The organism is Mesorhizobium sp. J428 (assembly GCF_024699925.1).
GTDB lineage: Bacteria > Pseudomonadota > Alphaproteobacteria > Rhizobiales > Rhizobiaceae > Mesorhizobium_A.
The window spans coordinates 3,607,662-3,632,222 of sequence record NZ_JAJOMX010000001.1; the positions used below are offsets into that span (position 1 = coordinate 3,607,662).

General features: G+C 66.7%; 23 protein-coding genes. 14 read left to right on the forward strand and 9 right to left on the reverse strand.

Going from position 1 to position 24,561, the window contains the following annotated elements; all coding sequences use genetic code 11:
• The first annotated feature begins 28 nt into the window (after positions 1-28).
• Positions 29-847, forward strand: coding sequence for a patatin-like phospholipase family protein (locus LRS09_RS18075; RefSeq protein WP_257810239.1), 819 nt, complete (start codon positions 29-31; stop codon positions 845-847).
• A 3-nt stretch (positions 848-850) separates the two neighbouring features.
• Here the strand turns inward: LRS09_RS18075 and LRS09_RS18080 are convergent, their stop codons facing one another.
• Both LRS09_RS18080 and LRS09_RS18085 read right to left on the reverse strand, forming a co-directional pair.
• The gene (locus tag LRS09_RS18080) at positions 851-2,305 is read right to left on the reverse strand and encodes an MATE family efflux transporter (RefSeq protein ID WP_257808256.1); all 1,455 of its coding nucleotides are present in this window, start codon (positions 2,303-2,305) and stop codon (positions 851-853) included.
• 17 nt (positions 2,306-2,322) lie between these two features.
• The gene (locus tag LRS09_RS18085; RefSeq protein WP_257808257.1) at positions 2,323-4,149 is read right to left on the reverse strand and encodes a monovalent cation:proton antiporter-2 (CPA2) family protein; all 1,827 of its coding nucleotides are present in this window, start codon (positions 4,147-4,149) and stop codon (positions 2,323-2,325) included.
• A gap of 228 nt (positions 4,150-4,377) precedes the next feature.
• On the opposite strand from LRS09_RS18085, the gene LRS09_RS18090 reads away from it, so the two are divergent.
• From LRS09_RS18090 to lpxK, 6 genes are read left to right on the forward strand one after another with little or no spacing between them, the layout of a single operon-like run.
• Positions 4,378-5,721 (forward strand): TldD/PmbA family protein, encoded by a 1,344-nt coding sequence (locus tag LRS09_RS18090; RefSeq protein ID WP_257808258.1) that lies wholly within the window; start codon positions 4,378-4,380, stop codon positions 5,719-5,721.
• On the forward strand, positions 5,708-6,508 hold the full coding sequence (locus tag LRS09_RS18095) for a 3'(2'),5'-bisphosphate nucleotidase CysQ (protein WP_257808259.1): 801 nt from the start codon (positions 5,708-5,710) through the stop codon (positions 6,506-6,508). The genes LRS09_RS18090 and LRS09_RS18095 overlap by 14 nt, the downstream gene beginning before the upstream one ends.
• Before the next feature lie 53 nt (positions 6,509-6,561).
• Positions 6,562-6,813 (forward strand): DUF4170 domain-containing protein, encoded by a 252-nt coding sequence (locus LRS09_RS18100; RefSeq protein ID WP_257808260.1) that lies wholly within the window; start codon positions 6,562-6,564, stop codon positions 6,811-6,813.
• Between the two features lie 3 nt (positions 6,814-6,816).
• Positions 6,817-7,599 carry a lysophospholipid acyltransferase family protein gene (locus LRS09_RS18105; RefSeq protein ID WP_308240314.1) on the forward strand — a complete coding sequence of 261 codons (783 nt, stop codon included), beginning with the start codon at positions 6,817-6,819 and terminating at the stop codon, positions 7,597-7,599.
• A complete protein-coding gene (gene waaA / locus LRS09_RS18110) occupies positions 7,596-8,921 on the forward strand; it encodes a lipid IV(A) 3-deoxy-D-manno-octulosonic acid transferase (RefSeq protein WP_257808261.1) in 1,326 nt (441 codons plus the stop codon). Before LRS09_RS18105 ends, waaA begins: the two co-directional genes overlap by 4 nt.
• A 4-nt stretch (positions 8,922-8,925) precedes the next feature.
• Entirely contained in the window at positions 8,926-9,939 is a 1,014-nt protein-coding gene (gene lpxK, locus LRS09_RS18115; protein WP_257808262.1) for a tetraacyldisaccharide 4'-kinase, read from the forward strand.
• Positions 9,940-9,946: 7 nt separating this feature from the next.
• Here lpxK and LRS09_RS18120 read toward each other — a convergent pair whose 3' ends face one another.
• The 3 genes from LRS09_RS18120 to LRS09_RS18130 form a co-directional block, all read right to left on the reverse strand.
• Positions 9,947-10,177 (reverse strand): DUF2093 domain-containing protein, encoded by a 231-nt coding sequence (locus LRS09_RS18120; protein WP_085464273.1) that lies wholly within the window; start codon positions 10,175-10,177, stop codon positions 9,947-9,949.
• A 75-nt stretch (positions 10,178-10,252) separates the two neighbouring features.
• Positions 10,253-12,073 carry a DNA mismatch repair endonuclease MutL gene (gene mutL / locus LRS09_RS18125; protein WP_257808263.1) on the reverse strand — a complete coding sequence of 607 codons (1,821 nt, stop codon included), beginning with the start codon at positions 12,071-12,073 and terminating at the stop codon, positions 10,253-10,255.
• Between the two features lie 54 nt (positions 12,074-12,127).
• Positions 12,128-14,203: a bifunctional diguanylate cyclase/phosphodiesterase gene (locus LRS09_RS18130; RefSeq protein WP_257808264.1), complete on the reverse strand. Its 2,076-nt coding sequence runs from the start codon at positions 14,201-14,203 to the stop codon at positions 12,128-12,130.
• A gap of 245 nt (positions 14,204-14,448) precedes the next feature.
• Here LRS09_RS18130 and LRS09_RS18135 point away from each other — a divergent pair, with 245 nt between their 5' ends.
• Both LRS09_RS18135 and prmB read left to right on the forward strand, forming a co-directional pair.
• On the forward strand, positions 14,449-15,660 hold the full coding sequence (locus tag LRS09_RS18135; protein ID WP_374684857.1) for an acyl-CoA dehydrogenase: 1,212 nt from the start codon (positions 14,449-14,451) through the stop codon (positions 15,658-15,660).
• Positions 15,660-16,607: a 50S ribosomal protein L3 N(5)-glutamine methyltransferase gene (prmB, locus tag LRS09_RS18140; protein WP_257808265.1), complete on the forward strand. Its 948-nt coding sequence runs from the start codon at positions 15,660-15,662 to the stop codon at positions 16,605-16,607. Before LRS09_RS18135 ends, prmB begins: the two co-directional genes overlap by 1 nt.
• 3 nt (positions 16,608-16,610) lie before the next feature.
• Here prmB and LRS09_RS18145 read toward each other — a convergent pair whose 3' ends face one another.
• Positions 16,611-17,789: a diguanylate cyclase gene (locus LRS09_RS18145; protein ID WP_257808266.1), complete on the reverse strand. Its 1,179-nt coding sequence runs from the start codon at positions 17,787-17,789 to the stop codon at positions 16,611-16,613.
• Between the two features lie 92 nt (positions 17,790-17,881).
• A complete protein-coding gene (locus LRS09_RS18150; protein ID WP_257808268.1) occupies positions 17,882-18,868 on the reverse strand; it encodes an isopenicillin N synthase family oxygenase in 987 nt (328 codons plus the stop codon).
• Between the two features lie 234 nt (positions 18,869-19,102).
• Here LRS09_RS18150 and LRS09_RS18155 point away from each other — a divergent pair, with 234 nt between their 5' ends.
• Positions 19,103-19,582 carry a cupin domain-containing protein gene (locus LRS09_RS18155; RefSeq protein WP_257808269.1) on the forward strand — a complete coding sequence of 160 codons (480 nt, stop codon included), beginning with the start codon at positions 19,103-19,105 and terminating at the stop codon, positions 19,580-19,582.
• A 48-nt stretch (positions 19,583-19,630) separates the two neighbouring features.
• On the opposite strand, the gene LRS09_RS18160 is transcribed toward LRS09_RS18155, so the two are convergent.
• Positions 19,631-20,737 carry a mandelate racemase/muconate lactonizing enzyme family protein gene (locus LRS09_RS18160; RefSeq protein WP_257808270.1) on the reverse strand — a complete coding sequence of 369 codons (1,107 nt, stop codon included), beginning with the start codon at positions 20,735-20,737 and terminating at the stop codon, positions 19,631-19,633.
• 164 nt (positions 20,738-20,901) lie between these two features.
• Here LRS09_RS18160 and LRS09_RS18165 point away from each other — a divergent pair, with 164 nt between their 5' ends.
• From LRS09_RS18165 to LRS09_RS18175, 3 genes are read left to right on the forward strand one after another with little or no spacing between them, the layout of a single operon-like run.
• Positions 20,902-22,089, forward strand: coding sequence for a glycine C-acetyltransferase (locus LRS09_RS18165; RefSeq protein WP_257808272.1), 1,188 nt, complete (start codon positions 20,902-20,904; stop codon positions 22,087-22,089).
• Positions 22,089-23,123 carry an L-threonine 3-dehydrogenase gene (tdh, locus tag LRS09_RS18170; protein ID WP_257808273.1) on the forward strand — a complete coding sequence of 345 codons (1,035 nt, stop codon included), beginning with the start codon at positions 22,089-22,091 and terminating at the stop codon, positions 23,121-23,123. The genes LRS09_RS18165 and tdh overlap by 1 nt, the downstream gene beginning before the upstream one ends.
• A complete protein-coding gene (locus LRS09_RS18175; RefSeq protein WP_257808274.1) occupies positions 23,120-23,668 on the forward strand; it encodes an HPP family protein in 549 nt (182 codons plus the stop codon). The genes tdh and LRS09_RS18175 overlap by 4 nt, the downstream gene beginning before the upstream one ends.
• Here LRS09_RS18175 and LRS09_RS18180 read toward each other — a convergent pair.
• The gene (locus tag LRS09_RS18180) at positions 23,665-23,871 is read right to left on the reverse strand and encodes a hypothetical protein (RefSeq protein ID WP_257808275.1); all 207 of its coding nucleotides are present in this window, start codon (positions 23,869-23,871) and stop codon (positions 23,665-23,667) included. The two genes, LRS09_RS18175 and LRS09_RS18180, sit on opposite strands and share 4 nt — an antisense overlap.
• Before the next feature lie 67 nt (positions 23,872-23,938).
• Between LRS09_RS18180 and LRS09_RS18185 the strand changes: the two genes are divergently transcribed.
• Complete coding sequence (locus tag LRS09_RS18185) at positions 23,939-24,496, forward strand: DNA-3-methyladenine glycosylase (RefSeq protein ID WP_257808276.1); 558 nt, start codon at positions 23,939-23,941, stop codon at positions 24,494-24,496.
• The last annotated feature ends 65 nt before the right edge of the window (positions 24,497-24,561 follow it).

The window sequence follows — 24,561 nt, forward strand, 5'->3', positions numbered from 1 at the left end:
AGGCACGGGGGGCGGTCCGACCTTCGCGCTGGCCCTCGGCGGCGGTGGTGCGCGCGGGCTCGCGCATATCCATGCCATCGAGGCGCTGGACGAGCTCGGCATCAGCCCGGTCGCGATCGCCGGCTCCTCCATCGGTGCGATCATGGGCGCGGGCATGGCGGCGGGCATGACCGGCGAGGAGATCCACCACTACGCCAAGTCGATCCTCGGCCGCCGCGGCGAGGTCGCCAGCCGCATCTGGAAGTCGCGGCCCGGCAGCCTGCGCGAGGCGGTGGCCGGCGGCTTCCGGCTCGGCCAGTTCGACATCAGCCGCATCCTCAAGGCATTCCTGCCGGAAGCGGTGCCGGACACGTTCGAGGAGCTGAAGATCCCGCTCAAGGTGACGGGAACCGACTTTTACGGGCACAAGGCGGCCGTCTTCGAAAGCGGCGACCTGTTCTCCGCAATCGCCGCATCGGCCGCCATTCCGGCCGTGTTCCGCCCCGTCCTGCGCGACGGCAGGTATTATATCGACGGCGGCTTCTACAATCCGGTGCCCTTCGATCTCCTGCTCGGCAAGGCCGACATCCTGATCGCGATCGACGTCGTCGGCGCGCCGGACGGCGACCCCGCCAAGGCGCCGAGCGCGCTCGATCTGATGTTCGGCACCAGCCAGTTGATGATGCAGTCGATCATCGAGACGAAGCTCGCGCAGTGCAGGCCCGACATCTTTCTCCAGCCGCCGGTTTCCCGCTTCCGGGTGCTCGACTTCCTGAAGATCGACACGGTGATGAGCGAGACGGCGGCGCTGAAGGACGAACTCAAGCGCGCCGTCGAGGCGGCGGTGACGGCGCACGAGCGGCGGTAGGCCTTACTGCAGCGTCGCGGCCTTTCCGGTCGAGAAGGGCGAGTTCGCGGTCGGCGGCGGGGCAGGGATACTGTCCTCTGCGCCGGACGCGGCGGTTCGTGCGATCCGTCTCACCAGCCAGAAGCACACGATCGCCGAGGCGACGCCGAAGACGATGGCGCCGAGTGCCCATCCCGCAACCACCCCCTTAGCCCCGTAATAGGTGGAGCCGACCCAGACGAACGGGATGATGCCGAGCGTCGAGCGGCCCCAGTTGAACAGCGTGCCGTAGCCGGGAAAGCCCAGATTGTTGAACGCCGCATTGGCGACGAACAGCGCCCCGTTGAACAGGAAGCTGCCGGCCGCGAACAGGCAGAAGAAGACCACCAGCTCGTGCGCCTCGCCATGCGCGCCAAACAGGTCCGCCACCTGGTTCGAGAACAGGGCGAGCAGCGCCCAGACCGCCAGGCAGTAGACCAGCGTGACGACCAGGCTGTCGCGCATCGTCTCCATCAACCGGCCGTAGAGTCGGGCGCCGTAGTTCTGGCCGAGGATCGGCCCCACCGCGCCGGACAGCGCGAAGATGACGCCGAAGGCGACCGGGATGATGCGGCCGATGATGGCCCAGCCGGCGACTGCGTCGTCGCCGAAATCGGCCATCCGCACCGTGACGTAGGTGTTGCCGACCGGCGTGGCGATCTGCGTCAGCAGCGCCGGCACGCCAATGCCGAAGAACGGTCGCGTGGCGGCCCTCAGGCGCGCAAGATCGGGCATACGGATCAGCCGGTGCACCACATGCGCGCCGTGCAGCCCCACCGCGAGGATGATGAAGCGCGACAGCACGGTCGCGATCGCAGCACCCGTGATGCCGAGGTCGAAGCCGAAGATGAGCAACGGGTCGAGGATCGCCGCGGCCACCCCTCCGGACAGGGTCACGTACATCGCGCGCCTTGCGTCGCCGACCCCGCGCAGGATGCCGGTTGTGCACATACCGAGCGCCATGACCGGCGAGGACGGCACGACGATGCGCAGGAAGTCGACGCAGATCCGCGCCGTTTCGCCCTTGGCACCCATCCAGCCCACCAGCGTGTCGAGGAACGGCCACATGGCGAGCGAGAGCGCCGTCGTGGCGACGGCCATGAACACCATCGAGGCGCCGCCGAGCCGGGCCGCCTCCGTCCGGTCACCGCGTCCGAGCGCGCGCGACACCAGCGCCGACGCCGCGATGGTGAAGCCGATCGACACCGAGATCGTGAAAAACAGCAGCGTTCCGGCAAAGCCGATCGCCGCCGCCAGCTCTTGCACGCCCAGCATCGAGATGTAGAACAGGTTGAGCGCGTCGACGATGAAGATCGCGATGAGGCCGATCGACCCCGTGGCCGTCATCGAGATCACGTGCCGCAGGGTCGAGCCGGATGTGAACCGGGCCGCGCGCGGTCGCTCGGCCGGCTGTGCCGGCTGCGTCCCTTCCTGTGCCATGTCCGACCTTCCTCCGCTCAGCCGGGCGCTGCCGACGGTTCTTTCTTGTCCGCTTCCTCGATCGCCTTGTCGAGCCGGCGCGCCTCGCGGCTCGGCCGGGTGAGCGGCTCGGGCGAGACGGGCGACGTCGTCAGCGTGCTGTTGCCGGCATATGTGCCGCCACTTGCCTGCATGGCGAGGCGCTCCTCGTCGCGCCGCCGCACGTCTTCGGCAATCTCCAGCGCCTCCATTTCCGATACGCCAAGCCCTTCGAGGGTGCGGCGGCCGAACATCAGGCCGGACTCGAACGTTTCGCGTATCTCGTATTCCACGCCCTTGGCGCGCAGCTGCAGCGTGTGGGTGCGGTCGTAGGCGCGGACATAGAGCTTCACGTCGGGATAGTCGTGCTGGATCAGGTCGACAATCTTGTCCGTGGTTTCCCGCTCGCGGGTGCACACCGCGACGATCTTGGCGTCGCGGATACCGGCCGCCTCCAGCACGTCCTTGCGCGTGCCGTCGCCGAAATAGATGCGGAAGCCGAACTTCTCGACGGCGCGCACCCGGTTGGCCGAATTGTCGATGATCGTGACCGATGTGCCGCCCGACAGCAGGATCTGCGACGCGATCTGTCCGAAGCGCGAGAACCCGATCATGAGCACGTCCGCGCCGGCCTCGTCGAAGTTCTCCTCGATCTCGTCCGCGTCCAGCGGCGCCTTCAGGCGCTGGCCGAGGCGCACCACGATCGGCGTCAGCGCCATGGAGATGGTGACGATGGCGATCAGCAGCGATGCCGTCTCCTCCGACAGGATCGCGGCGCCGGTCGCCGCCGAAAACAGGACGAAGCCGAACTCGCCGCCCTGCGGCAGGATCAGTGCTACCTGCAGCGCGTCGTCATGACTGGCGCCGAAGAGGCGAACCAGCGGATAGATGAGCACGGCTTTCACCAGCATCATGATCGGCACCGCGACCAGGATAGCGACCCAGTGGTCGCGGATCACCGCGAGGTCGAGCGACATGCCGACCGCCATGAAGAACAGTCCGAGCAGGATGCCGCGGAAAGGCTCGATGCAGGCTTCAAGCTCGTGCCGGTAGGACGAATCCGCCAGCATCACGCCAGCGAGGAACGCGCCCATCGCCATGGACAGCCCTGCGAGCTGCATCAGAGTCGCCGCGCCCAGTACGACAAGCAATGCCGCGGCGATCATCGCCTCGCGAGCACCGGTGTTGGCGATGATGCGGAACAACGGGTTGAGCAGGTAGCGGCCGGAGACGAACAGGGTCGCCACAGCGGCGACCGCGACCGCCAGCTCCCGGTAGCCCGTTTCCTCGGTCTCGACGGCGAAGGGTGCCAGGATCGGGATCACGGCGAGCAGCGGCACGATCGCCATGTCCTGCAGGAGCAGGATGGAGAAAGAGATCTGGCCGTAGCGCCGGTTGAGCGCGCCCTGCTGTTCGAGGATCTGGGTCGCGAACGCCGTGGACGACAGCGCGAGGCCGAAGCCGGCCAGGATGGCAGCCGGCAGCGAGAAGCCGGCGAGCACCACCGCAAGCGCCGTCAGCACAATGCCGGTGGAGACCACCTGTGCGATGCCGAGGCCGAATATGTCCTTGCGCATGGCCCACAGCCGCGCCGGCTTGAGTTCCAGCCCGATGATGAACAGCAGGAACACGACGCCGAGCTCGCCGAGCTGAAGCAACTGGTCGCTGCCGGTGATCAGCAGTGTGACAGGTCCGATGGCGATGCCGGCCGCGATATAGCCCAGCACCGTTTCAAGCCCGAAGCGCTTGAAGAGGGGCGCTGCGATGACCGCGCCTCCCAGCATCAGCAGCACCTGGGCGTAGATCACTGGTCCGTGTTGTTGCATCGGCGGTCTCGTTTCAGGCTGGTGGCGCCATGAGATGACCGCCACCCATTGCAGAACCTGGGTGGGAACAATAGATGGGGTCCGGAGCTATGTCCGATCAGATTGAGTCATTTCTGTTTCGAAACGACGCGAAATGACCGGACGTCCGCAGCTATGCCCGGCCGCTCGTCGCTCCGCACCTGCGCAAGTCCGCCGCACGTGTCCAGTCGCAGCATGTTGGAAGCCGTCATGACAGATTCCCCCGATTCGAAGAAACTGGCCGAGCGCGTCGCCGCCCTGGTGGATGCGGCGAAGCGGGCAGGGGCCGACGCGGCCGACGCAGTCGCCGTTCGCTCGCGGTCGAAGGGCGTCACGGTGCGGCTCGGCAAGGTCGAATCGACCGAGGCATCGGAAAGCGACGACATCTCGCTGCGCGTGTTCGTCGGGCAGCGCGTCGCCAGCGTCTCGGCCACGGCTTCCTCGGACGCCGGTACGCTCGCCCAGCGTGCGGTCGCCATGGCGAAGGTCTCGCCGGAGGACCCTTACCAGGGGCTTGTCGATCCGGCGCTTCTTGCTGACGGCGTCGTCGACCTCGACCTGTTCGACCCGACGGAGCTGTCCGCCGAGCAGTTGCGCGAGGCCGCGCTGGAAATGGAAGAGGCCGCGCTCGCCATCAAGGGTGTCTCCAATTCGGGCGGTTCGAGCGCCAGCGCCGGCATGGGCGGCATGGTGCTGGCCACTTCGCACGGCTTCGTCGGCCACTACGCCGCAACCCGCTTCTCGCGCTCGGTCAGTGCCGTCGCCGGAGAAGGCACCGGCATGGAGCGCGATTACGACTTCTCCTCGCGCCAGCACTATCTCGACCTTGAAAGCGCGGCCGCGATCGGCAGGAGCGCCGGCGAACGCGCGGTGCGCCGTCTCGGCGGGCGCAAGGTGCCGACCGGCACTGTGACGGCCATCTTCGACCCGCGCGTCGCACGCGGCATCGCGGGCCACCTCGCCGGTGCGATCAACGGCGCCAGCGTGGCGCGCAAGACAAGCTTCCTGCGCGATATGATGGGCAAGCAGGTCGCCGCCGCGGCCATCACCGTCACCGACGATCCGCTGCGCCGCCGCGGCCAGTCCTCGCGGCCCTTCGACGGCGAGGGCGTGCGTGGAAAGCCCCTCACCATGGTCGATCGCGGCGTGCTTCAGCACTGGTTCCTATCGAATTCCGCCGCGAAGGAGCTTGGCCTAAAGACCAACGGACGCGGCGCGCGGTCCGGCTCGTCCGTGTCGCCGACCTCGACCAACCTGGCGATCGAGCCGGGTGCCATCTCGCCGAAGGACATGATCGCCGGTCTCAAGTCGGGCTTCTACGTGACCGAGGTGTTCGGCCAGGGCGTCAACATGGTGACCGGGGAATATAGCCGCGGCGCCTCCGGCTTCTGGATCGAGAACGGCGAGCTGACCTTCCCGGTGACGGAGGTGACGATCGCCTCCAACCTCAAGGACATGTTCCTGGCGCTCGTTCCGGCGAACGATCTCGACCGCAACTTCGGCACGGCCGCGCCAACGCTGCTGATCGAAGGGATGACCCTTGCAGGCAGTTGAACCCCGGCTGACGGCCTTCGAGGCCGACCTCGCTTTGATCGCCGACGCTGCGCTGCGCGGCGGCGAGATTGCCATGCGCTATTTCGGCCGCAAGCCGGACGTCTGGATGAAACCGGGCGATTCCCCCGTCACCCAGGCCGACATCGCCGTCGACACCTATCTGCGCGAGACCCTGCGCGCCGCCCGGCCGGAATACGGCTGGCTGTCGGAGGAGACCGTTGACACGCCCGACCGGCTGAAGACCGAGCGCCTGTTCGTCGTCGACCCGATCGACGGCACCCGTGCCTTCATCGACAAGCGCGACACATGGTGTGTCAGCATCGCCGTGGTCGAGAAGGGCCGTCCGCTCGCTGGCGTGCTGGCGTGCCCGGCCAAGGGAGAGTTCTACTCCGCCGCGCTCGGCGGCGGCGCGTTCCTGGACGGGACGGGCCTGTCGATCCGCGCGACCGACGCGTCGCCGTCCATCGCCGGGCCCAAGCCGATGGTCGATGCCGCGCGCGAGCGCTTTCCGGACCTGCGCACCGTGCCTTACATTCCTTCGCTCGCCTACCGGCTGGCGATGGTCGCGGCCGGTCGCATCGACGCCACATTCGTCAAGCCTAGGTCGCACGACTGGGATCTGGCGGCCGCCGACCTCATTCTCACTGAGGCTGGCGGCGGGATTCGTGCGCGGGAGGGCGGTTCGCCATTCTATGGCGGCGTCAGTCCGCAGCACGGCTCGCTTGTCGCGGGCGGCCCTTATCTACTAGACAGGCTCTCGGATATTCTGATCCGCCAGGACGCCTGAATCGGCCGCGCGATTTGCGACCGGTCGGAACCGAACGCTACGAGGAGAAGGCCATGTCTGACGATGGCGAAAGGAAGCAACTTTTGCATCTCGTCTTCGGCGGCGAGCTGAAGTCGCTGAAAGGCCTGGAATTCCGCGACCTCGAAGGCCTCGACATCGTCGGCATCTTCCCCGACTACAAGTCGGCCGAGCTGGCCTGGCGCGCCAAGGCGCAGGCCAGCGTCGACAATGCGCACATGCGCTATTTCATCGTCCATCTGCACCGCCTCCTCGACCCCGATTCGCAACAGGCGACCGGGCGCTAGACGGTGAGTGTAGGAGACATGTCGGCCGAGGACGAGGCGCCGCAGCCCGTGCGCAAGCGCAGCCCGATCGGCCGTCTCTGGCGGAAGATCCGCAAGCCGCTGGCACAATCGACCGTGGTGAAGAACCTGCTCGCCTCTGCGATCGCGTCGGGCCTGCGCTTCGTCAAGGCGACGAACCGGATCGCGCCCGGCTCCGACCCGGTGGACAGCTTCCTCGACGTCCGCTCGAACAACATCTACGTGCTCTGGCACGGCCAGCATCTGCTTGCCCCGGCCTTCGTGCCGAAGGGGCAGCGCCTGCCGACCATGTTCTCGCGCAGCGCCGACGCCGAGCTCAACGCGCTCGCGGCAAGCCGCCTCGGGCTGGAGCCCGTCAGGGGCTCGGGTGGACGCGACGGCAAGCACTCGATCGAAAAAGGCGGGGCGAGGGCGCTGATTGCCCTCAAAAAGGCGCTCGACCAGGGCAAGTCGGTCTGCATGATCGCAGACATACCGCACGGAACTCCCCGCGAGGCGGGGCTCGGTGTGATCACCCTGTCGAGGATATCCGGCCGGCCCATCGTCGGCGTCGCCTTCGCCACAAGCCGGCGCAAGGTGCTCGAGAAAAGCTGGGACAAGACGACGATCAACCTGCCCTTCGGGAGCTGCGGCATCGCCTCCACCGAGGAGATCCAGGTGCCGGCCGGCGCGTCGGAGGCGGAGATGGAAGACTACCGCCGTCGCCTGACCGACGCGCTTAACGTGGCGACGAAACGCGCCTACAGCCTGGCGGACGACCGCACATGAGCGAACGCTGGGCACGCGCACTGTTGGGCACATATCGCTGGGCTGGCGCCGCGGCCTATCCGCTGGTCGGCGGCTACATCGCCTGGCGCACCAGCAAGGGCAAGGAAGAGCGCAGCCGCCGGCGCGAGCGCTACGGCATTCCGGGCACGGCGCGCCCGTCCGGGCCGTTGGTGTGGTTCCATGCCGCGAGCGTCGGCGAGACGCTGGCCGTTGCGCCGCTGGTCGAGCGGATCATGGGCCTCGGCATCAACGTGGTGCTGACCACCGGGACCGTGACCTCTGCGGCCGTTGTGCGCGACCGCTTCAGCGAAGGCGTGATCCACCAATATGTGCCGCTGGATCTCAAGCCGGCGCTGAACCGCTTCCTTGCACATTGGGCGCCGGATCTTGCCATTATTGCCGAGTCCGAGATCTGGCCGATGACGATCCTGGAGCTCGGTTCGCGCCGCATCCCGCAGATCCTCGTCAACGGCCGGATGTCGGACCGCTCCTTCGAATCCTGGAAGAAGCGCTCCTACATCGCCGAGGCACTGTTCGAGAACCTCTCGCATGTCATCGCGCAGTCGGAGATCGACGGCGAGCGCTTCCGAACGCTGGGTGCAAGGCCGGTGACGGTGTCGGGCAACCTGAAGGGCGACACCGAGCCGCTTCCGGTTGACGACGCCGCGCTGGCGCTGATCTCCAGCCAGATCGGCAAACGCCCGACATGGGCGGCGGTGTCGACCCATGAGGGCGAGGAGCAGGTGGCCGCCTCCGTCCACCGTCTCCTGAAGCAGCGGCACCCCGACATCCTGACGATCATCGTGCCGCGACATCCCAAGCGCGCCGACGCGCTGGAGGCCGAGTTCGCGGCCGTGGGGCTGAAGGTGGCGCGCCGCAGCCGCAACGACCGCATCCTTTACGACACCGACATCCTGCTCGGCGACACGATCGGCGAGATGGGGCTCTATCTGCGCCTGACCGAGATCGCCTTTGTGGGTCGCTCGCTGACGGCGGAGGGCGGCCAGAACCCGCTCGAGCCGGCGCTGCTCGACACGGCGGTGCTGGCCGGGCGCAACGTGCAGAACTTCCGCGACGCCTATCAGAAGCTGGTCGACCGCGGCGGCGCCCGGCTGGTCCGCGACGCCGACATGCTGGCGGGCGCGGTGAACTTCCTTCTCACCAACCCGGCCAAGCGCCGCGAGATGATCGCAGCGGGCCGCGAGACGGTCGAGACCATGCGCGGCGCGCTAAACCTCACGCTCAAGGCGCTGGAGCCTTATGTCCAGCCGCTGATCGTCAAGGCGCGCCTCGAACAGGCCAACGGCCGCAGGATGAGGTAGGGCAATGGCCAGCGAGGCCCCGCCCTTCTGGTGGGATCGTCCCGACTGGAGGTCGGCGCTGCTGTGGCCGATATCGTCCGTCTACGGGCTGGTCGCGGCCCGCCGCATGCTGACCGCGCGGCGCGAGCATGTCGGTGTGCCTGTGCTGTGCGTCGGCAATCCGACAGTCGGCGGCGCCGGCAAGACGCCCGTCGCCATCGCGCTCGCAAAGCAGGCCCGCAGCATGGGTCTGGAGCCGGGCTTCCTGTCGCGCGGCCACGGCGGCAGCCTGTCGAAGCCGCATCTGGTCGATTCGCACCACGACAGCGCCAAGTCGACGGGCGACGAGCCGCTCCTGCTCGCCGGCGAGGCGCCGACCGCGGTGACGCCCAACCGGGCGGCGGGCGCGCGGCTTCTGATCGCAGAGGGATGCGATTTCCTCATCATGGATGACGGGTTCCAGAGCGCGCATATCCATTACGACTACGCGCTCCTGGTGGTGGATGCGCAGCGTGGGCTCGGCAACGGCCACATCATTCCGGGCGGACCGGTGAGGGCGCCGCTGGTCGACCAGATCCGCCATGCCCACGCGGTTCTGCGCATGGGCGAGGGCGACGCGGCCGATGCGCTGGTTCGGCTCGCCGCGCGCGCCGGACGCCCGATCTACGATGCGGTCGCTCGGCCGCGCCCCGGCAGCGGGGTCGAGGGCTGCGCACTTCTGGCCTTCGCCGGCATCGGCCATCCGGACAAGTTCTTCCGCACCGTCGAGGAGGCGGGCGGCAGGCTCGTCGCAACACGGCCTTTCCCCGACCATCACTACTACACCGACGAGAACCTCGCCGAGCTGCTGGACCAGGCGGATGCGGCGGGCGCCGACCTGGTCACGACGGCGAAGGATGCCGTGCGCATCCGCCATGCCTCCGAGGTCGCCGCGCGGCTTCTGCGGCGGCTCTCCGTCATCGAGATCGACCTGGAGTTCGATCCGCCGGGGATTCCGGAACGGATCATCGGCGACACGATCGCTGCGTTCGAACGGTAGGGATTGCTCAGCCGCGCTTGCGCAGGCCGGGATTCGCGTCGATTTCCCGCTTCAGCGAGATGGCGGCGGTGAGATAGGCCTCCTGCCGCGCGACGCTCCAGTATTTGAGCTCGTCGAGCGGTATCGCCTCGCCCGTCACTGCGCAGCGCACGAACGAGCCCGGGCTGGCGACCTGGAAGTCGCCGTCGAGATAGCGAATGCGCGCTTCCTTCGCGCCGGGGCCTTCGAAACGGTTCATGTCTGCTCGCGTTTGAAGCGCCTCATCCGCCATACTTCGCGCGGGAAATCAAGCTGCCGCCGTGGCGCAGGCCGCTTATCGCCGGCCGAACAGGCGTTCGATGTCGGCGAGCTTCAGCTCGATATAGGTCGGGCGGCCGTGATTGCACGTTCCGGACCCCGGAGTCGCCTCCATCTGCCGCAGGAGCGCGTTCATCTCCTCCGGCCTCAGCTTGCGGCCCGACCGCACCGAGCCGTGGCAGGCCATCGTGGCGGCGATCGCGTCGAGCCTTCGTGTCAGGGTCTCGGTCGTGTCGTGTTCGCCGATCTCGTCGGCGAGATCGCGGATCAGTTGCCCGGCGTCGACCTCGCCCAGCATGGCCGGCGTCTCGCGCACGGCGACCGCGCCCGGGCCGAAACGTTCGACCGACAGACCGAAACGGCGCAGCGTGTCCGCGTGTTTGGCGAGCCGTTCGGCGTCGTCCTCGCCGAGATCGACGATCTCGGGCACCAGGAGCATCTGCGCGGGAACGTCGCGGCTCGCCAGCGCCGTCTTCAACTGCTCGTAGACCAGCCGCTCATGCGCGGCGTGCTGGTCGACGATGATGAGGGAGTCCCGCGTCTGTGCGACGATGTAGTTCTCATGCACCTGCGCACGAGCCGCACCCAGATCACGGTCGAGCAGGTCCACCGACGGCTCCGACGCATCCGCGCGCATGTCGGTGGAGCGTGCCGTCTCGAACACGGCCTGCATCGCCTCGCCGAAGCCGCCCGCCGGGCCGAAGGAGCGGGCAGGCTGCGGCGCCGTCCAGAGAGGAGCGTGCACACCGCTTTCGCCGCGAGGCCAGGCCGGCGCGGCGGCTCGGTCGCTGTCCGCGCGGAACGCGGCCATCATGCCGTCCGCCCCGCTGGTCGCCGCCCGGATGCCGGAGCGCGCCAGTGTCTCGCGGATCGCACCGACGATCAGGCCGCGCACCAGGCCCGGATCGCGGAAGCGCACGTCGGACTTGGCCGGATGCACGTTGACGTCGACCAGGGCCGGATCGAGCGTCAGGAACAGCGCGGTGACCGGATGCCGGTCGCGCGGCAGAACATCCGCGAAGCCGGCGCGCAACGCGCCCGCGATCAGCTTGTCGCGCACCGGCCGGCCGTTGACATAGGCGAACTGCTGCAGCGCGTTCGCCCGGCTGTAGGCGGGGATGGAGATGTAGCCGTCGAGCCGCACGCCCTCCCGCAGCGCGTCGACCAAAAGCGAATTCTCGGCGAATTCGCGGCCAAGCACCTGTGCAACGCGTGCGAGCCGGCCTTCCGGGCCTTCTCCGGCAGGGGCGAGGTCGAGCGTGCTCCGGTCGGGTCCGGACAGGCTGAATCGGACTTCGGGGAACGCGATCGCAATGCGCTTGACCGTGTCGGCGATCGCGGTCGCTTCCGCGCGTTCGCCTTTCATGAACTTCAGCCGTGCCGGCGTCGCGAAGAACAGGTCGCGCACTTCCACCAGCGTGCCGCGATTGGCAGGCGCCGGGCGCACCGCCGCGACACGGCCGCCGTCCACCGCGATCTCAGCCCCGTTTGCGGCGCCGACCGTCCGCGAACGGATGGCGAGCTTCGACACTGAGCCGATCGATGGCAGCGCCTCGCCGCGGAAGCCCAGCGCGCGGATGTCGTTGATGTCGTCGGTGAGCTTGGAGGTGCAATGCCGCGCCACCGCAAGCGGCAGCTCGGCCTCCGGAATGCCCGAGCCGTCGTCGGTGACGCGGATGAGGCTGAGCCCGCCGCCGGCCGTCGCGACGTCGATACGCGTCGCGCCCGCGTCCAGCGCGTTCTCGACCAGTTCTTTGACGACGCTCGCCGGCCGCTCGATGACCTCGCCGGCGGCGATCTGGTTCACCATCGTTTCAGAGAGGGGGCGGATCGGCATTCCGCCATCTTACCGGGATTCGCCCCGGCGGCGAAAGCGGCGAAGGCGATTGTGTCAGGCGACGTTGCTTGCAGCGAGGCGGATGACCGGTTTCTTCGGCGAGCGCTGCGCCAGCCAACTGCGCGCCTGGTCGATCGGCATCGGGAAGGCGATCGAGTAGCCCTGCACCTGCTCGCAGCCGATCTTGAGCAGCGAGGACAGTTCCTCTTCCGTCTCCGCGCCCTCGGCAATGATGGAGATGCCCAGCCCGCGCGCGAGTTCGGTGATCGCCTTGACGATCGCGCTGTTGTCGCCGTTGGTGTTGATCTTTTGCACGAAGCGGCGGTCGATCTTGAGCCGGTCGATCTCGTTCGGGTTGACGTGGCTGAGCGAGGCGTAGCCGGTGCCGAAATCGTCGAGCTCAAGATGGACGCCGGCCGCGCGGATCAGCCTGAGCTTGCCGGCGATGCCGGTCTTCTCGTCGTCCAGGATCACCGACTCCACGATCTCGAGGGAGAGCTTCTGCGGCGGCAGGCCGTGTTTCTCGAGCGTGCTGAACAGGAACCTGGCGAAATCCACCTCGCGCAGTTCCGAGCCCGACGCGTTCACGGCGAGCCGGCCGAACTGGATTCCGTTGTGGTGCCACTCCGCCGCCGTTTCGATCGCCTTGTCCATGACGATCCTGCCGATCTCGGCCATGAGGCCGGTCTTCTCGGCGATCGGGATGAACTCTCCCGGCGAGATCATGCCGCGTTCGGGATGCGGCCAGCGCACGAGCGCCTCGATGCCGGCGACCGCGCCGTTGAGCAGCGACACCTGCGGCTGGAAATAGACCTCGAAGGAGCGGTCGGCGATTGCGGAGCGCATGTCGCGCTCCAGCATCTTGCGGTAGTCGAGCTCGCGGCGCAGTTCGTCTGAGAAGAAGCGGAACGAGCCGGTGGCGGATTTCTTGGCGTTGTAGAGCGCCAGGTCCGCATGAACCAGGAGGTCGCTCGCATTGTCGGCGTCGACCGGATAGACGGCGATGCCGGCGCTGGCAGCGCACTGGATCGTCACGCCCTCGAAATCCATTGGCTCGCCGATGCGGTCGAGCACCCGCTTGGCGACCATCCCGATGTCCTCGGTGCGGCCAGCGCCAGTGAGCACGATGACGAATTCGTCGCCGCCGAGCCGCACGCACATGTCCGAGGCGCGCGAGGTCTCGCGCATGCGCTGCGCAGTCGTTGCCAGCACGTAGTCCCCGGCTGCATGGCCGATCGTGTCGTTGATCTGCTTGAAGCCATCAAGGTCGATCTGCAGCACCGCGATACGCTCGCCGCGGCGCTTTGCGCCGCTGATCTGCGTGTCGAAATGGTCGATCAGGAAGGCGCGGTTGCGCAGTCCCGTCAGCCCGTCATGCGCGGCGAGGAAAGCCATGGAGTTGCGCGCTTCGATCAATTCGCTCGTCTTGCGGCCGATTGCGTTCGCCATCGGGCGGAAGATGAAGATCGCCACGGCGCCGAGCAGGAGAAGGGTGAGCACGTACAATGCCCGGTGCACCGTGAGCATGTCGCCGAGGCGGGTGTTGATCAGTACCTGGAGGCGCTCGCGCAGCTCCGTATAGGCGAGCAGCGTGGTGTTCGCGACGGTGGCGTCGAGATGCGCGAGTTCGAAGCGCGGCGAATAGCCCGACGCCATGACGTCCATCCCGGCCTCCTGTTCGCTGGCGGCGACGAAGCGGCGCGCGCGGGCGGCAAGCTCGGTGGTGAAGTGGTCGAGATGGAACGGTTGCGCAAACAGGACCTGTTCGAACATCGCGCGGTCGCGTGGCTGCACGCTTGCGTCTTCGACGCCCGACAGGTCGAGCAGCTTGTCGTAGTTGCGTTCGAAATCGGTGATTGAAGCCGAGAGGGCTGCGAGCATCTCGGGCCTCGCCTCCGGCCGGGTGAGTTGCACCTGGTTCGCGAGGAACACGATGCGCTGCGAGAGCGTGCCCTGCGTGCCGACGAGCATGAGGAGCTCGCGGTTGGCGCGGTGCTCGGAAAGCTTCTGATCGAGCAGCCAGTATGACGCCGTCGCCATCGCGGCGATCAGGGAGAGCGCGACCCAGTAGGTGACCTTCATCTGCCGTGTCAGGCGCGAAGGTCCCACAGTCTGAGAGGTGTCGTCCATCAAGAGGCGTCCCGGATGCGCATGTGTCCGTCTGCATTCTTCTGGCGAGGAGGTTAATGTCTGGAGAAGGAAACCCCGATTTGCACCGCCTGCACCGGCTATCGGCGTTGCTGGTTAGGGACGATTTGAACACATGGCTAAAAAGCGATGAATGCCCGCGCTCGACAGGCCGCCGACGAAGGGCTTTCGTCGGGCCACGAAATCGGCTTTAAGGGCGCCGGATTTCTCGCGAAGGAATGAAGCCGATGAACATGGAACACAGGCCGGCCAAACTGGCGGGTTTCGTCTGGAACGATCCCTTCCTCCTGGAGGACCAGCTTTCGGAAGACGAGCGCATGATCCGCGACGCGGCGGCCGCATTCGCCGCCGACAAGCTCGCTCCGCGCGTTGAAGACATGTATCTCAACGAGACCTCCGACCCGTCGATTTTCCGCGAGATGGGCGAGGCGGGCCTGCTCGGCGTCACGGTTCCAGAGGAATATGGCGGCATCGGCGCCAACTACGTCACCTACGGTCTCGTTGCCCGCGAGGTGGAGCGCGTCGATTCGGGCTACCGCTCGATGATGAGCGTACAGTCGTCGCTGGTGATGTATCCGATCTACGCCTACGGCTCCGAAGAGCAGCGGAAGAAGTATCTGCCGAAGCTCGCCTCGGGCGAGTTCATCGGTTGCTTCGGGCTCACCGAGCCGGAGGCGGGCTCCGATCCGGGCGGCATGAAGACGCGCGCTGAGAAGACCGCGGGCGGCTTTCGCCTCAACGGTGCCAAGATGTGGATCTCCAACGCGCCGATCGCCGACGTGTTCGTGGTCTGGGCGAAGCTGAAGAACGAGGACGGCAAGGACGAGATCCGCGGCTTCGTGCTCGAGAAGGGCATGAAGGGCCTGTCGGCGCCGAAGATCGAGGGGAAGCTCAGCCTTCGCGCCTCAATCACCGGCGAGGTGGTGATGGAGAACGTCGAGGTCGGCGAGGATGCGCTGCTGCCCAACGCGCGCGGTCTCGGCGGTCCTTTCGGCTGCCTCAACCGCGCCCGCTACGGTATTTCCTGGGGGGCGCTCGGCGCGGCGGAGGACTGCTGGTTCCGCGCCCGCCAGTATGGCCTCGACCGCAAGCAGTTCGGCAAGCCGCTCGCCGGCATGCAGCTCTACCAGAAGAAGCTCGCCGACATGCAGACCGAGATCTCGCTCGGGCTGCAGGCCAGCCTGCGCGTTGGCCGGCTGATGGACGAGCACAAGATGGCGCCGGAGATGATCTCCATCGTCAAGCGCAACAACTGCGGCAAGGCGCTCGACATCGCCCGCCAAGCCCGCGACATGCACGGCGGCAACGGCATCCAGATCGGCTACCACGTCATGCGCCACGCGGCGAACCTGGAGACGGTCAACACCTATGAAGGCGCGCACGACGTGCACGCGCTGATCCTCGGCCGCGCGCAGACCGGGCTGCAGGCGTTCTTCTGATGGTCGCGGCCGCGATGGCAAGCGCAGGCGATCCGCGCAACGAGGTAGCGGAACTCGTCACTCTGCGCGACGCGCTGCGCTATGCCGTGTCGGCCTTCTCGGCCGCCGACCTGCATTTCGGCCACGGCTCCGACAATGCGCTCGACGAAGCTGTATTCCTGATCCTGGAGACGCTCCACCTGCCGGTGGACGATTTCAACGCCTTCGCCGACGCACGGCTCACCCAGCGCGAAAAGGCCCTGCTCGGCGAGCTCATTGCGCGCCGCGTCGAGGAGCGGCTGCCGGCGGCGTATCTCACCGGCCGCACCTATCTGATGGGCGTGCCGTTCCGCAGCGACGCCCGCGCGCTCGCTCCCCGTTCCTTCATCGCCGAACTGCTGCGCTCGCCGCTCTTCGACGGCACGGACGAGGGGATCGGCCTGATCGATGACCCGCTGTCGGTGACGTCGGTTCTTGATCTCTGCACCGGCGGCGGTTCGCTGGCGATCTTCGCGGCTTACGCCTTTCCGAATGCCGAGGTTGACGGCGCGGACCTGTCGCCGCAAGCGCTGTCGCTCGCGGCCGAGAACGTCGCCGACCACGGGCTGGAAGACCGCGTCAACCTGTTCCAGGGTGATCTGTTCGACGCTGTGCCAGGCCGCACTTACGACCTCATCATCACCAACCCGCCCTATGTCGGACGCGAGGCGATGGAGGCACTGCCGCAGGAATTCCGCCACGAGCCGGCAATGGCGCTCGACGGCGGCGAGGACGGTTTCGACATCGTCCGCCGCATCCTCGCGGAGGCGGGTAAACACCTCAATCCGGGTGGTGGACTGCTCTGCGAGATCGGAACCGACCGCGATCTGCTCGAGGCCGAATATCCCGATACGCCCTTTCTCTGGCTCGACACCGAAGGCAGCGAGGGCGAAGTCTTCTGGCTGACGCGCGAGCAGCTGCCGGACTGACGGTCAGGCGCGGATGCGGCGGGCCCTGGTGGTGATCGCCTTGCACACCTGGTTCCGGCCCGCAGCCTTCGCCTGATAGACGGCGGCGTCAGCCTCTTCCATCAGCCTGGCAAATGATCTCGGCCTGTCCGGGCTGCGCACGCTGAAGCCGATGCTCGCGGTCACGACGCGCCTGATCCGCTTCGAACCGGACGCATGGACGTTTTCTATGTTGGTGCGCATCCGTTCCGCGACAGTTTCGGCGGTGTCCTGCGTGGTCTCGGTCAGCACCACGACGAATTCCTCGCCGCCCAAACGCGCGACGAGGTCAAGATGCGGCCGCACACTGGATCGCAGCGCCTCTGCGACCGCCACGAGGCAGACGTCGCCTTCAACATGGCCGAATGCGTCGTTGTAGGACTTGAAGTGGTCGATATCGACGACGAGCACGGCACAGGAGGCAGGCGCCGCACGTCCGAACGACATCAGCCGGCGGCGATTGGCGACCCCGGTGAGCGGATCGGTGGTGCTCAGCACCTCGAGCTCGCGGTTCGCGCTCTCCAGCGCCGCGCCGCGCTCCTCCAGGCGTTCGGCGAGGCGCTTGTTCTCGATCGACAGGCGCAGAGCCAGGACGAGCTTCCGTCCGAGATCGCGCCCTACCAGGGTAGCGAAAGGAGCGAGCAGGAAGAAGCCGATGGCGACGACCCAGCTGAATTCGAGCGAACTGAACAGTGCGCCGACCGCGTAGCACCAGAAGATCGGGAAATGGAACAGGTTGTAGGCCGTCTGGTGCACCACCGAGGGGATCGAGACGGTGACGGCGCAGAGGCCGATCGCGATCGTCACCAATGCCTGCTGCTCGTTCGCTATGCTGAGCATCCAGCCGCCGCCGATGCCCCAGGTCAGGCCGGACAGGAGGTGCATCACGCAGACGAACCGTTCCCACGTGCGGTCCGTCCAACTTTCCGGCATCCCGCGCACGCGCATCGCGGCCGTAACCACGTTGGTGGCGGCGATAGCGAAAATGCAGGCGAACCAGAGCAGTAGGCCCGCCGCGATATCGGCGGACCAGTAGACGTAGACGGCAAGCGACGCCCCGATGACGCTGAGGAACGAGGCAGGGGACGAGCTGTGGATCGCGTCCATCTGCAAGGAGAGAATCGACCTGTCGTCGCGTGTCGGCTCTAAAGCTGCTGTCGGCACGAAACATCTCTCCCCGGAAGCGGCTATCCTAGCGGAACCAGCTTTAACAATTGATGTCGTGCCTGCCTGCTGCGCGGATGCAACTATCGAAGCTATTTGGTCGTCGACCTGAACTTGCTCATGAGATAGGGGCCTGACCGGACCGGCTCGTATTTCGGCCGCTCACCGGCTGCTAGGAACGGCGGCAGCACCGCGATTTCCGCATCCCAGTTCGGCTGGTGAAAGAAGGCGAGGCTCTGGCGACGCTCCCCGCCGCCTTCGTCCACTCCCGGATTGACCACGCGATGGAGCGTGGAGACCCAGCGGTCGTTGGTCCACAATCCCATCAGGTCGCCGATATTGATCACGAAGGCGCCGGGCACGGGCGGCACCGGCGTCCATTCGCCATCGGGCGAGAGGATTTCGAGTCCCTTCGAACCCTCCTGCGGCAGGAGGATCGTCAGCGTGCCGTAGTCGGTATGCGCGCCCGCGCGCAGCTGCCCCGGCTCCGGCGGCACCGACTGTTCGGGATAGTTCAGCGCCCTGAGTGCGCTGATCGGATGGTCGATGAAGGAATCAAAATAGCGTTCCGGCAGGCCGATCGCGACAGCAAAGACGCGCATGATGCGCTGCGCCAGATCCTCCATCGCCTCGTAATATGTCGTCCACGCCGCCCGAAAGCCGGCTGGCGTCGCCGGCCAGATCGTCTCGGCATAGCAGAAGGCGAGCGCGTCCTTGTCGTCCAGTCCTGCCGGAACCGAAAGCGGCCCGCCGTTGAAACTCTCCTTCAGGTCCGGCGGTGTATCCACGCCCTTCGACTTCGCGAGCGCCTCCAGCTTGGGGCCGAGATAGCCGTAGGGATAGCCGGCATAGGGCGCTCGAGCGGCGTTCTTCTCGTCGTAGGGGAGGTCGAAGAACGCCTTGGCCTGGTTCCAGACGCCGTCGATCACAGACTGCGGCACGCCGTGATTGGTGATGGCAAGGAAACCGGTGGAGCGGCAGATCCCGTCGACCTCGGCGCCGAGTACCTCGCGTTCGGCGCCGCCGGCCTTTTCGAACCGGCCGAGATCGAAAACCGGAAATGCTGCTGTCCTGGCCATGCCCGTCTCCATATTGCGATGCCGGACAATAACCCGGCGCGATGGCATGTCGACAGGCCGGGAACGGCCTTGAGGTGGGAACTCCGCCGCGCAGTGGTTTCCTCATCGTAACTTTCAGGTTTCACGGCGCCGGTGAAGGGCCGCCCACGCGCCTTCGAGCCGAAACGCGGCGCTCCTAGATCGGGCCAGCCGCGGCGGCGACGCCGCGCCGCGCTCATGAAAGGACAAGACACTATGAGCATCCAGAAAAAGTCGGCCCCCGCCGAGCAGCTCCTCATGTTTCTCGACACGCTGGTGAGTGTGCGCCTGTCGGCCTCCGCCGGCGAGGACCGCATCAGCATCATCGAGCATCGCATGCCCTACGGCTCCAAGACGCCGATGCACATCCACCGCAACGAGGACGAAGTCTTCCACGTGCTCGACGGCACGATGCGCTTCCGCGTCGACGGCAAGGATACCGTGGCGCATGCCGGCCAGATCGTCATGGCGCCGAAGGGCATTCCGCACGCCTTCCGCGTCGAATCGGTCTCCGGCGCGCGCTGCCTGACCATCACCACCGGCGGCGATTTCGAGCGCATGCTGCGCGAGATGGCCAAGCCCGCCGCATCGGCCGAGCTGATGCCCTATGTCGAGCCGAACCTGCACATCCAGCAGGCGCTCGCCATGGCCTGCGCGCGCAACAACATCGACATCATCGGCGGGCCGATCGCCTGAGCGGACGGATAGTGGCATGCGGGCGACCGGCAGCCTGCATGCCATCGGTCAAAGCGCGTACTCGAACAGCGGGCGACCGAAGACCGTCGTGTCCACCTCGACTCCGAGGCCGGGTCCGCCGGGCGGCGTCATATGCCCGTTGGCGATGCGGAAGTCCGCGCGCGCGTTCGACACCGTCACCCAGTTGTGGAAGTCCACCGTGTGCTGGCGCAGGCCCTCGGGCGTCGACAGGAGGAGGCCGGCATAGGCCGCCGTGTCGATCTGCGCGCCACCCGTATCCTCGATCGTGATCCTGAGGTTCCTGGCGATCGCGATGTCGCGGAGCAGCTTGGCCTTCGTCACCCCGCCGACACGTGCGAGCTTGATCGTGATGCCGTCCACCAGTCCGTCGGCGATGGCGCGAAGCAGCACGTCGGCGCCGTCGATCGTCTCGTCCAGCACCAGGGCCCGGTCGCAGGAGCGGCGGATCGCGAGGTTCTCCTCATAGCTCTCGCAGGGCTGCTCCAGAACATAGTCGAGGTTGCGTGTCGCGGTCAGGAAGCGGCGCGTCTCCATCGTTCCCCAGCTGCCATTGGCATCGCAGAACAGCACCGTATCCGAGGGCACCGCGGCGCGTACGGCGTCGAGCCGGGCGATGTCCTCGTCGACGTCGAGCCCGACCTTGACCTGCAGGCGGCGGTAGCCTTCGGCGATGTATTTGCGCGCCCGGGCAGCCATGGCCTCCGGCGCCTCCTGCGCGAGCGAACGGTAGAGCGGCACGGAATGGCCGTCGCCGCCGCCCGACAGGGTCGCGAGCGACAGGCCGCTCGTTTTTCCCGTCAGATCCCACAGCGCCATGTCGATCGCGGACTTGGCGTAGCCGTGCCCCTTGAGAATGAGATCCATCCTGCGGTTCAGAGTCTCTATGGCCGCGGCATCGGCCCCCAGCAGAGTCGGCGCGAGCTGGCCGATCGCGGCCCGCGCGCCTTCGGCGAACGCCGGATCGTAGAAGCTGCCGAGCGGCGCCGTCTCGCCGTAGCCGGTGACGCCTTTCGCGCTGGTGATTCCGACGATGGTCGAGTCGAAGCCTTCCGCGCTCCTGCCGCCGGAGCAGCGATAGGTGCCGTCGCGAAACGGCTGCCATTGCCGGTAGACCGTGATGCGCGAAATGGTCATGTGCCAACTCCCCGGGCCGCCAACGGGATCGACCCGAGCCCCGGTGACAGGCTAGCCGAGCGCTCACGGTTCTGCTGAGCGAAATGCGGCGGCTGGGGTGGTCGCTTTTTCGATAGATTTCCGCACGCGCAGGCGCAATTGTCCCCGTCACACGGGAGACGACCATGCGCGACGCCTTTATTTCGCACCTCGCGACCGAACTCGACGGACTGAAGTCCACCGGTCTCTACAAGAGCGAGCGCGTCATCACCTCGATGCAGTCTGCCGAGATCGAGGTGGCAGGCGGTGCGCACGTGCTGAATTTCTGCGCCAACAACTATCTCGGCCTCGCCGACCACGAGGACCTGCGCGCGGCCGCCAAGGCCGGTCTCGACCGCTACGGCTACGGCATGGCCTCGGTACGCTTCATCTGCGGCACGCAGGAGGAGCACAAGCAACTGGAGGCGCGTATCTCGTCCTTCCTCGGTTTCGAGGACACGATCCTCTACGGCTCCTGCTTCGACGCCAATGGCGGCTTGTTCGAGACGCTGCTGTCCGAGGAGGACGCCGTCATCTCCGACGCGCTGAACCATGCCTCGATCATCGACGGTGTACGCCTCTCCAAGGCCCAGCGCTTCCGCTATGCCAACAACGACATGAAGGCGCTGGAAGAGGAATTGAAGAAGGCCGAAGCCTGCCGCTTCAAGCTCATCGCCACCGACGGCGTGTTCTCGATGGACGGAATCATCGCCAATCTCGCCGGCGTCTGCGATCTTGCGGAAAAGTATGGTGCGATGGTCATGGTCGACGACAGCCATGCCGTCGGCTTCGTGGGGAAACATGGCCGCGGCTCGGCTGAGCATTGCGGCGTCGAGGGCAGGGTGGACATCATCACCGGCACGCTCGGCAAGGCGCTCGGCGGCGCCTCGGGCGGTTACACGTCGGGCCGGCGCGAAGTGGTCGACTGGCTGCGCCAGCGCTCCCGGCCATACCTGTTCTCCAACACGCTGATGCCGGCGATCGCCGCAGCCTCACTGAAAGTGTTCGACATCGTCGAGAAGGGCGCTGCATTGCGCGCAAAGCTCGCCGGCAACGCCGCGAGATTCCGCGACAAGATGGGCAAGGCCGGCTTCACCCTCGCCGGCGCCGACCATCCGATCATCCCGGTCATGCTGGGCGACGCATCGCTCGCGCAGGAGATGGCGGCGCGGATGCTGAAGCGGGGGATTTACGTCATCGGCTTCTCGTTCCCGGTGGTGCCGAAGGGCCAGGCCCGCATCCGGACGCAGATGTCGGCGGCGCATTCGCAGCACGATATCGACAGGTGCGTGGAGGCGTTTGTGGAAGTGGGCAAGGAACTGGGGGTCGTCTGATGTCCAACATGATGCGCGCCCTCGTCAAAGCCCGGCCGGAGCCCGGCATCTGGATGGAGCGCGTGCCGATCCCGGAGATCGGACCGAACGACGTATTGATCAAGGTCAGGAAATCGGCCATCTGCGGCACCGACGTGCACATCTACAATTGGGACCAGTGGGCGCAGAAGACCGTGCCGGTTCCGATGGTGACCGGCCACGAATTCGTCGGCACGGTGGCCGACGTCGGTTCGGCCGTGACCGAATACAAGCTCGGCCAGCGCGTCTCGGGCGAGGGGCACATCGTCTGCGGCCATTGCCGCAACTGCCGCGCCGGCAGGGGGCATCTCTGCCGCAACACGCTGGGCGTCGGCGTCAACCGGCCAGGCTCCTTCGGCGAATACGTCGCGATCCCGCAGCACAATGTCGTGCCGATCCCCGACGACATCCCGGAGGAGGTGGCGGCAATCTTCGATCCGCTCGGCAATGCCGTCCACACCGCGCTGTCCTTCGATCTCGTCGGCGAGGACGTGCTGGTCACCGGCGCCGGGCCGATCGGCATCATGGGCGCGCTGGTGGCGCAATGCGTCGGCGCGCGCAAGGTGGTTATCACCGACATCAATCCCGTCCGCCTCGATCTCGCGAAGAAGCTCGGCGTCCAGCACGTCGTCGATGCCTCGAAGGACAAGCTCCGCGACGTCATGCGCGACATCGGCATGACGGAGGGCTTCGACGTCGGACTGGAAATGTCGGGCGCCGCGCCCGCCTTCCGCGACATGATCGACACGATGAACAATGGCGGCAAGATCGCCATCCTCGGCATCGCGCCGACCGGTTTCGAGATCGACTGGAACAAGGTGATCTTCAAGATGCTGCATCTCAAGGGGATCTACGGCCGCGAGATGTTCGAAACCTGGTACAAGATGATCGCGCTGGTCCAGGGCCCGCTCGATGTGACGGGGCTCATCACGCACCGCATTGATATCGACGACTACATCGACGGCTTCGAGGCGATGAAGAGCGGCAATTCTGGCAAAGTGGTGATGGACTGGTGAGGGGCCGTATAGAGCGTGACGCCGAGGCGAAATTTCCGAGCTCGAAGTTCCTGAAGAGCTTCATCACACGCCATGAACGTTCAGTCGATGGCATATCGAACATCAAGGCCGGTATCGCCGCCATAGCGGGTATGCTCGCGGTGGGCTATCTCGCCTATGTGACTGGTCAACCGCTGTTGCTGGCGCCGCTGGGATCGACGTCTGTCCTGCTGTTCGCCCAGCCGAGCAACCCTCTGTCCCAGCCGATCAACGTGATGATGGGCTTCCTGATCGGGGCGGTCGTCTGCGAGGCGGTATTTTTCGCGCTACCCGGCACCTGGCTCGCGGCCGCGGTCTCGGTGGGGCTCGCGATCGTTCTGATGCGGGCGTTCCGCGTCACCCACCCACCGGCCGGCGCGTTGCCGATCCTGGCCTTCGGCCAAGGCCTGCACGGCGTCAAGCTGTTCGCCGTCGTCTTCGTCGGCTGCACGATCCTGGTGGCATTGGCGCTGATCGTCCACCGCATCCCACCGAGGCGCCAGTATCCCCTGCGCGTCGAAGGCTAGACCTCGTCGAAGCGGCTGCCTTCCCTCGAGGGGTCTTTCCGCAGCACTGCCTCCTCGAGCTCGTTGGGAAGGGCTTCGTCGCTCTCCTGATACGGATTGTCGTCGTCTTCCTCGGGAAGTTCGCCGCTCGGCTCTTCGTCAAGCAGATCTTCCGGAAGCTCTACCAGCGGAACCTCTTCGCGTTCGGTCGGTCTGTCGGCCATCTTGCATTCTCCTTGCCTTTCCTCCCCAACCGTTCGAAGTGGCATCGGTTCCCGTTTCCTGAGCGCCATGACGACATCCTCCGACCTTGCCGCCTTCTTCTCCCGCTCTTCGACCGAAGTCGCGCGCGACCTGATCGGCGCCACGCTGCTGGTGGACGGCGTCGGCGGCAGGATCGTCGAGACGGAGGCCTATGCGGGCGACGATCCCGCCTCCCACAGCTTCCGCGGGCCGACGGCGCGCAACGCGGCGATGTTCGGGCCGCCGGGGCACGCCTATGTCTACCGCTCCTACGGCATCCACTGGTGTCTGAACTTCGTCTGCCTGCCCGGCAGCGCGGTGCTGATCCGGGCGCTGGAGCCGCTGGCGGGGATCGAGGTGATGGCGCAGCGCCGCGGAACGGAGGATCCGCGTGCGCTGTGCTCCGGTCCGGGACGTCTGGCGCAGGCGCTGGCAGTCGACGTCTCGCTCGACGGCGCGGCCCTGTCGCGCCCGCCCTTTCACCTCGAAGCCGGATCGGGATCGGCCGACATCGCCGTCGGCCCCCGCATCGGCATAACCAAGGCGGCCGATATGCCATGGCGCTTCGGCCTCGCCGGATCGCCTTTCCTCAGCCGGCGGATGTGACGGGCTCGACGCAGCCGGGGCGGGCGGATAGCTTCGACGGTTGATAGTCCGCCGTCCGGAAGAGT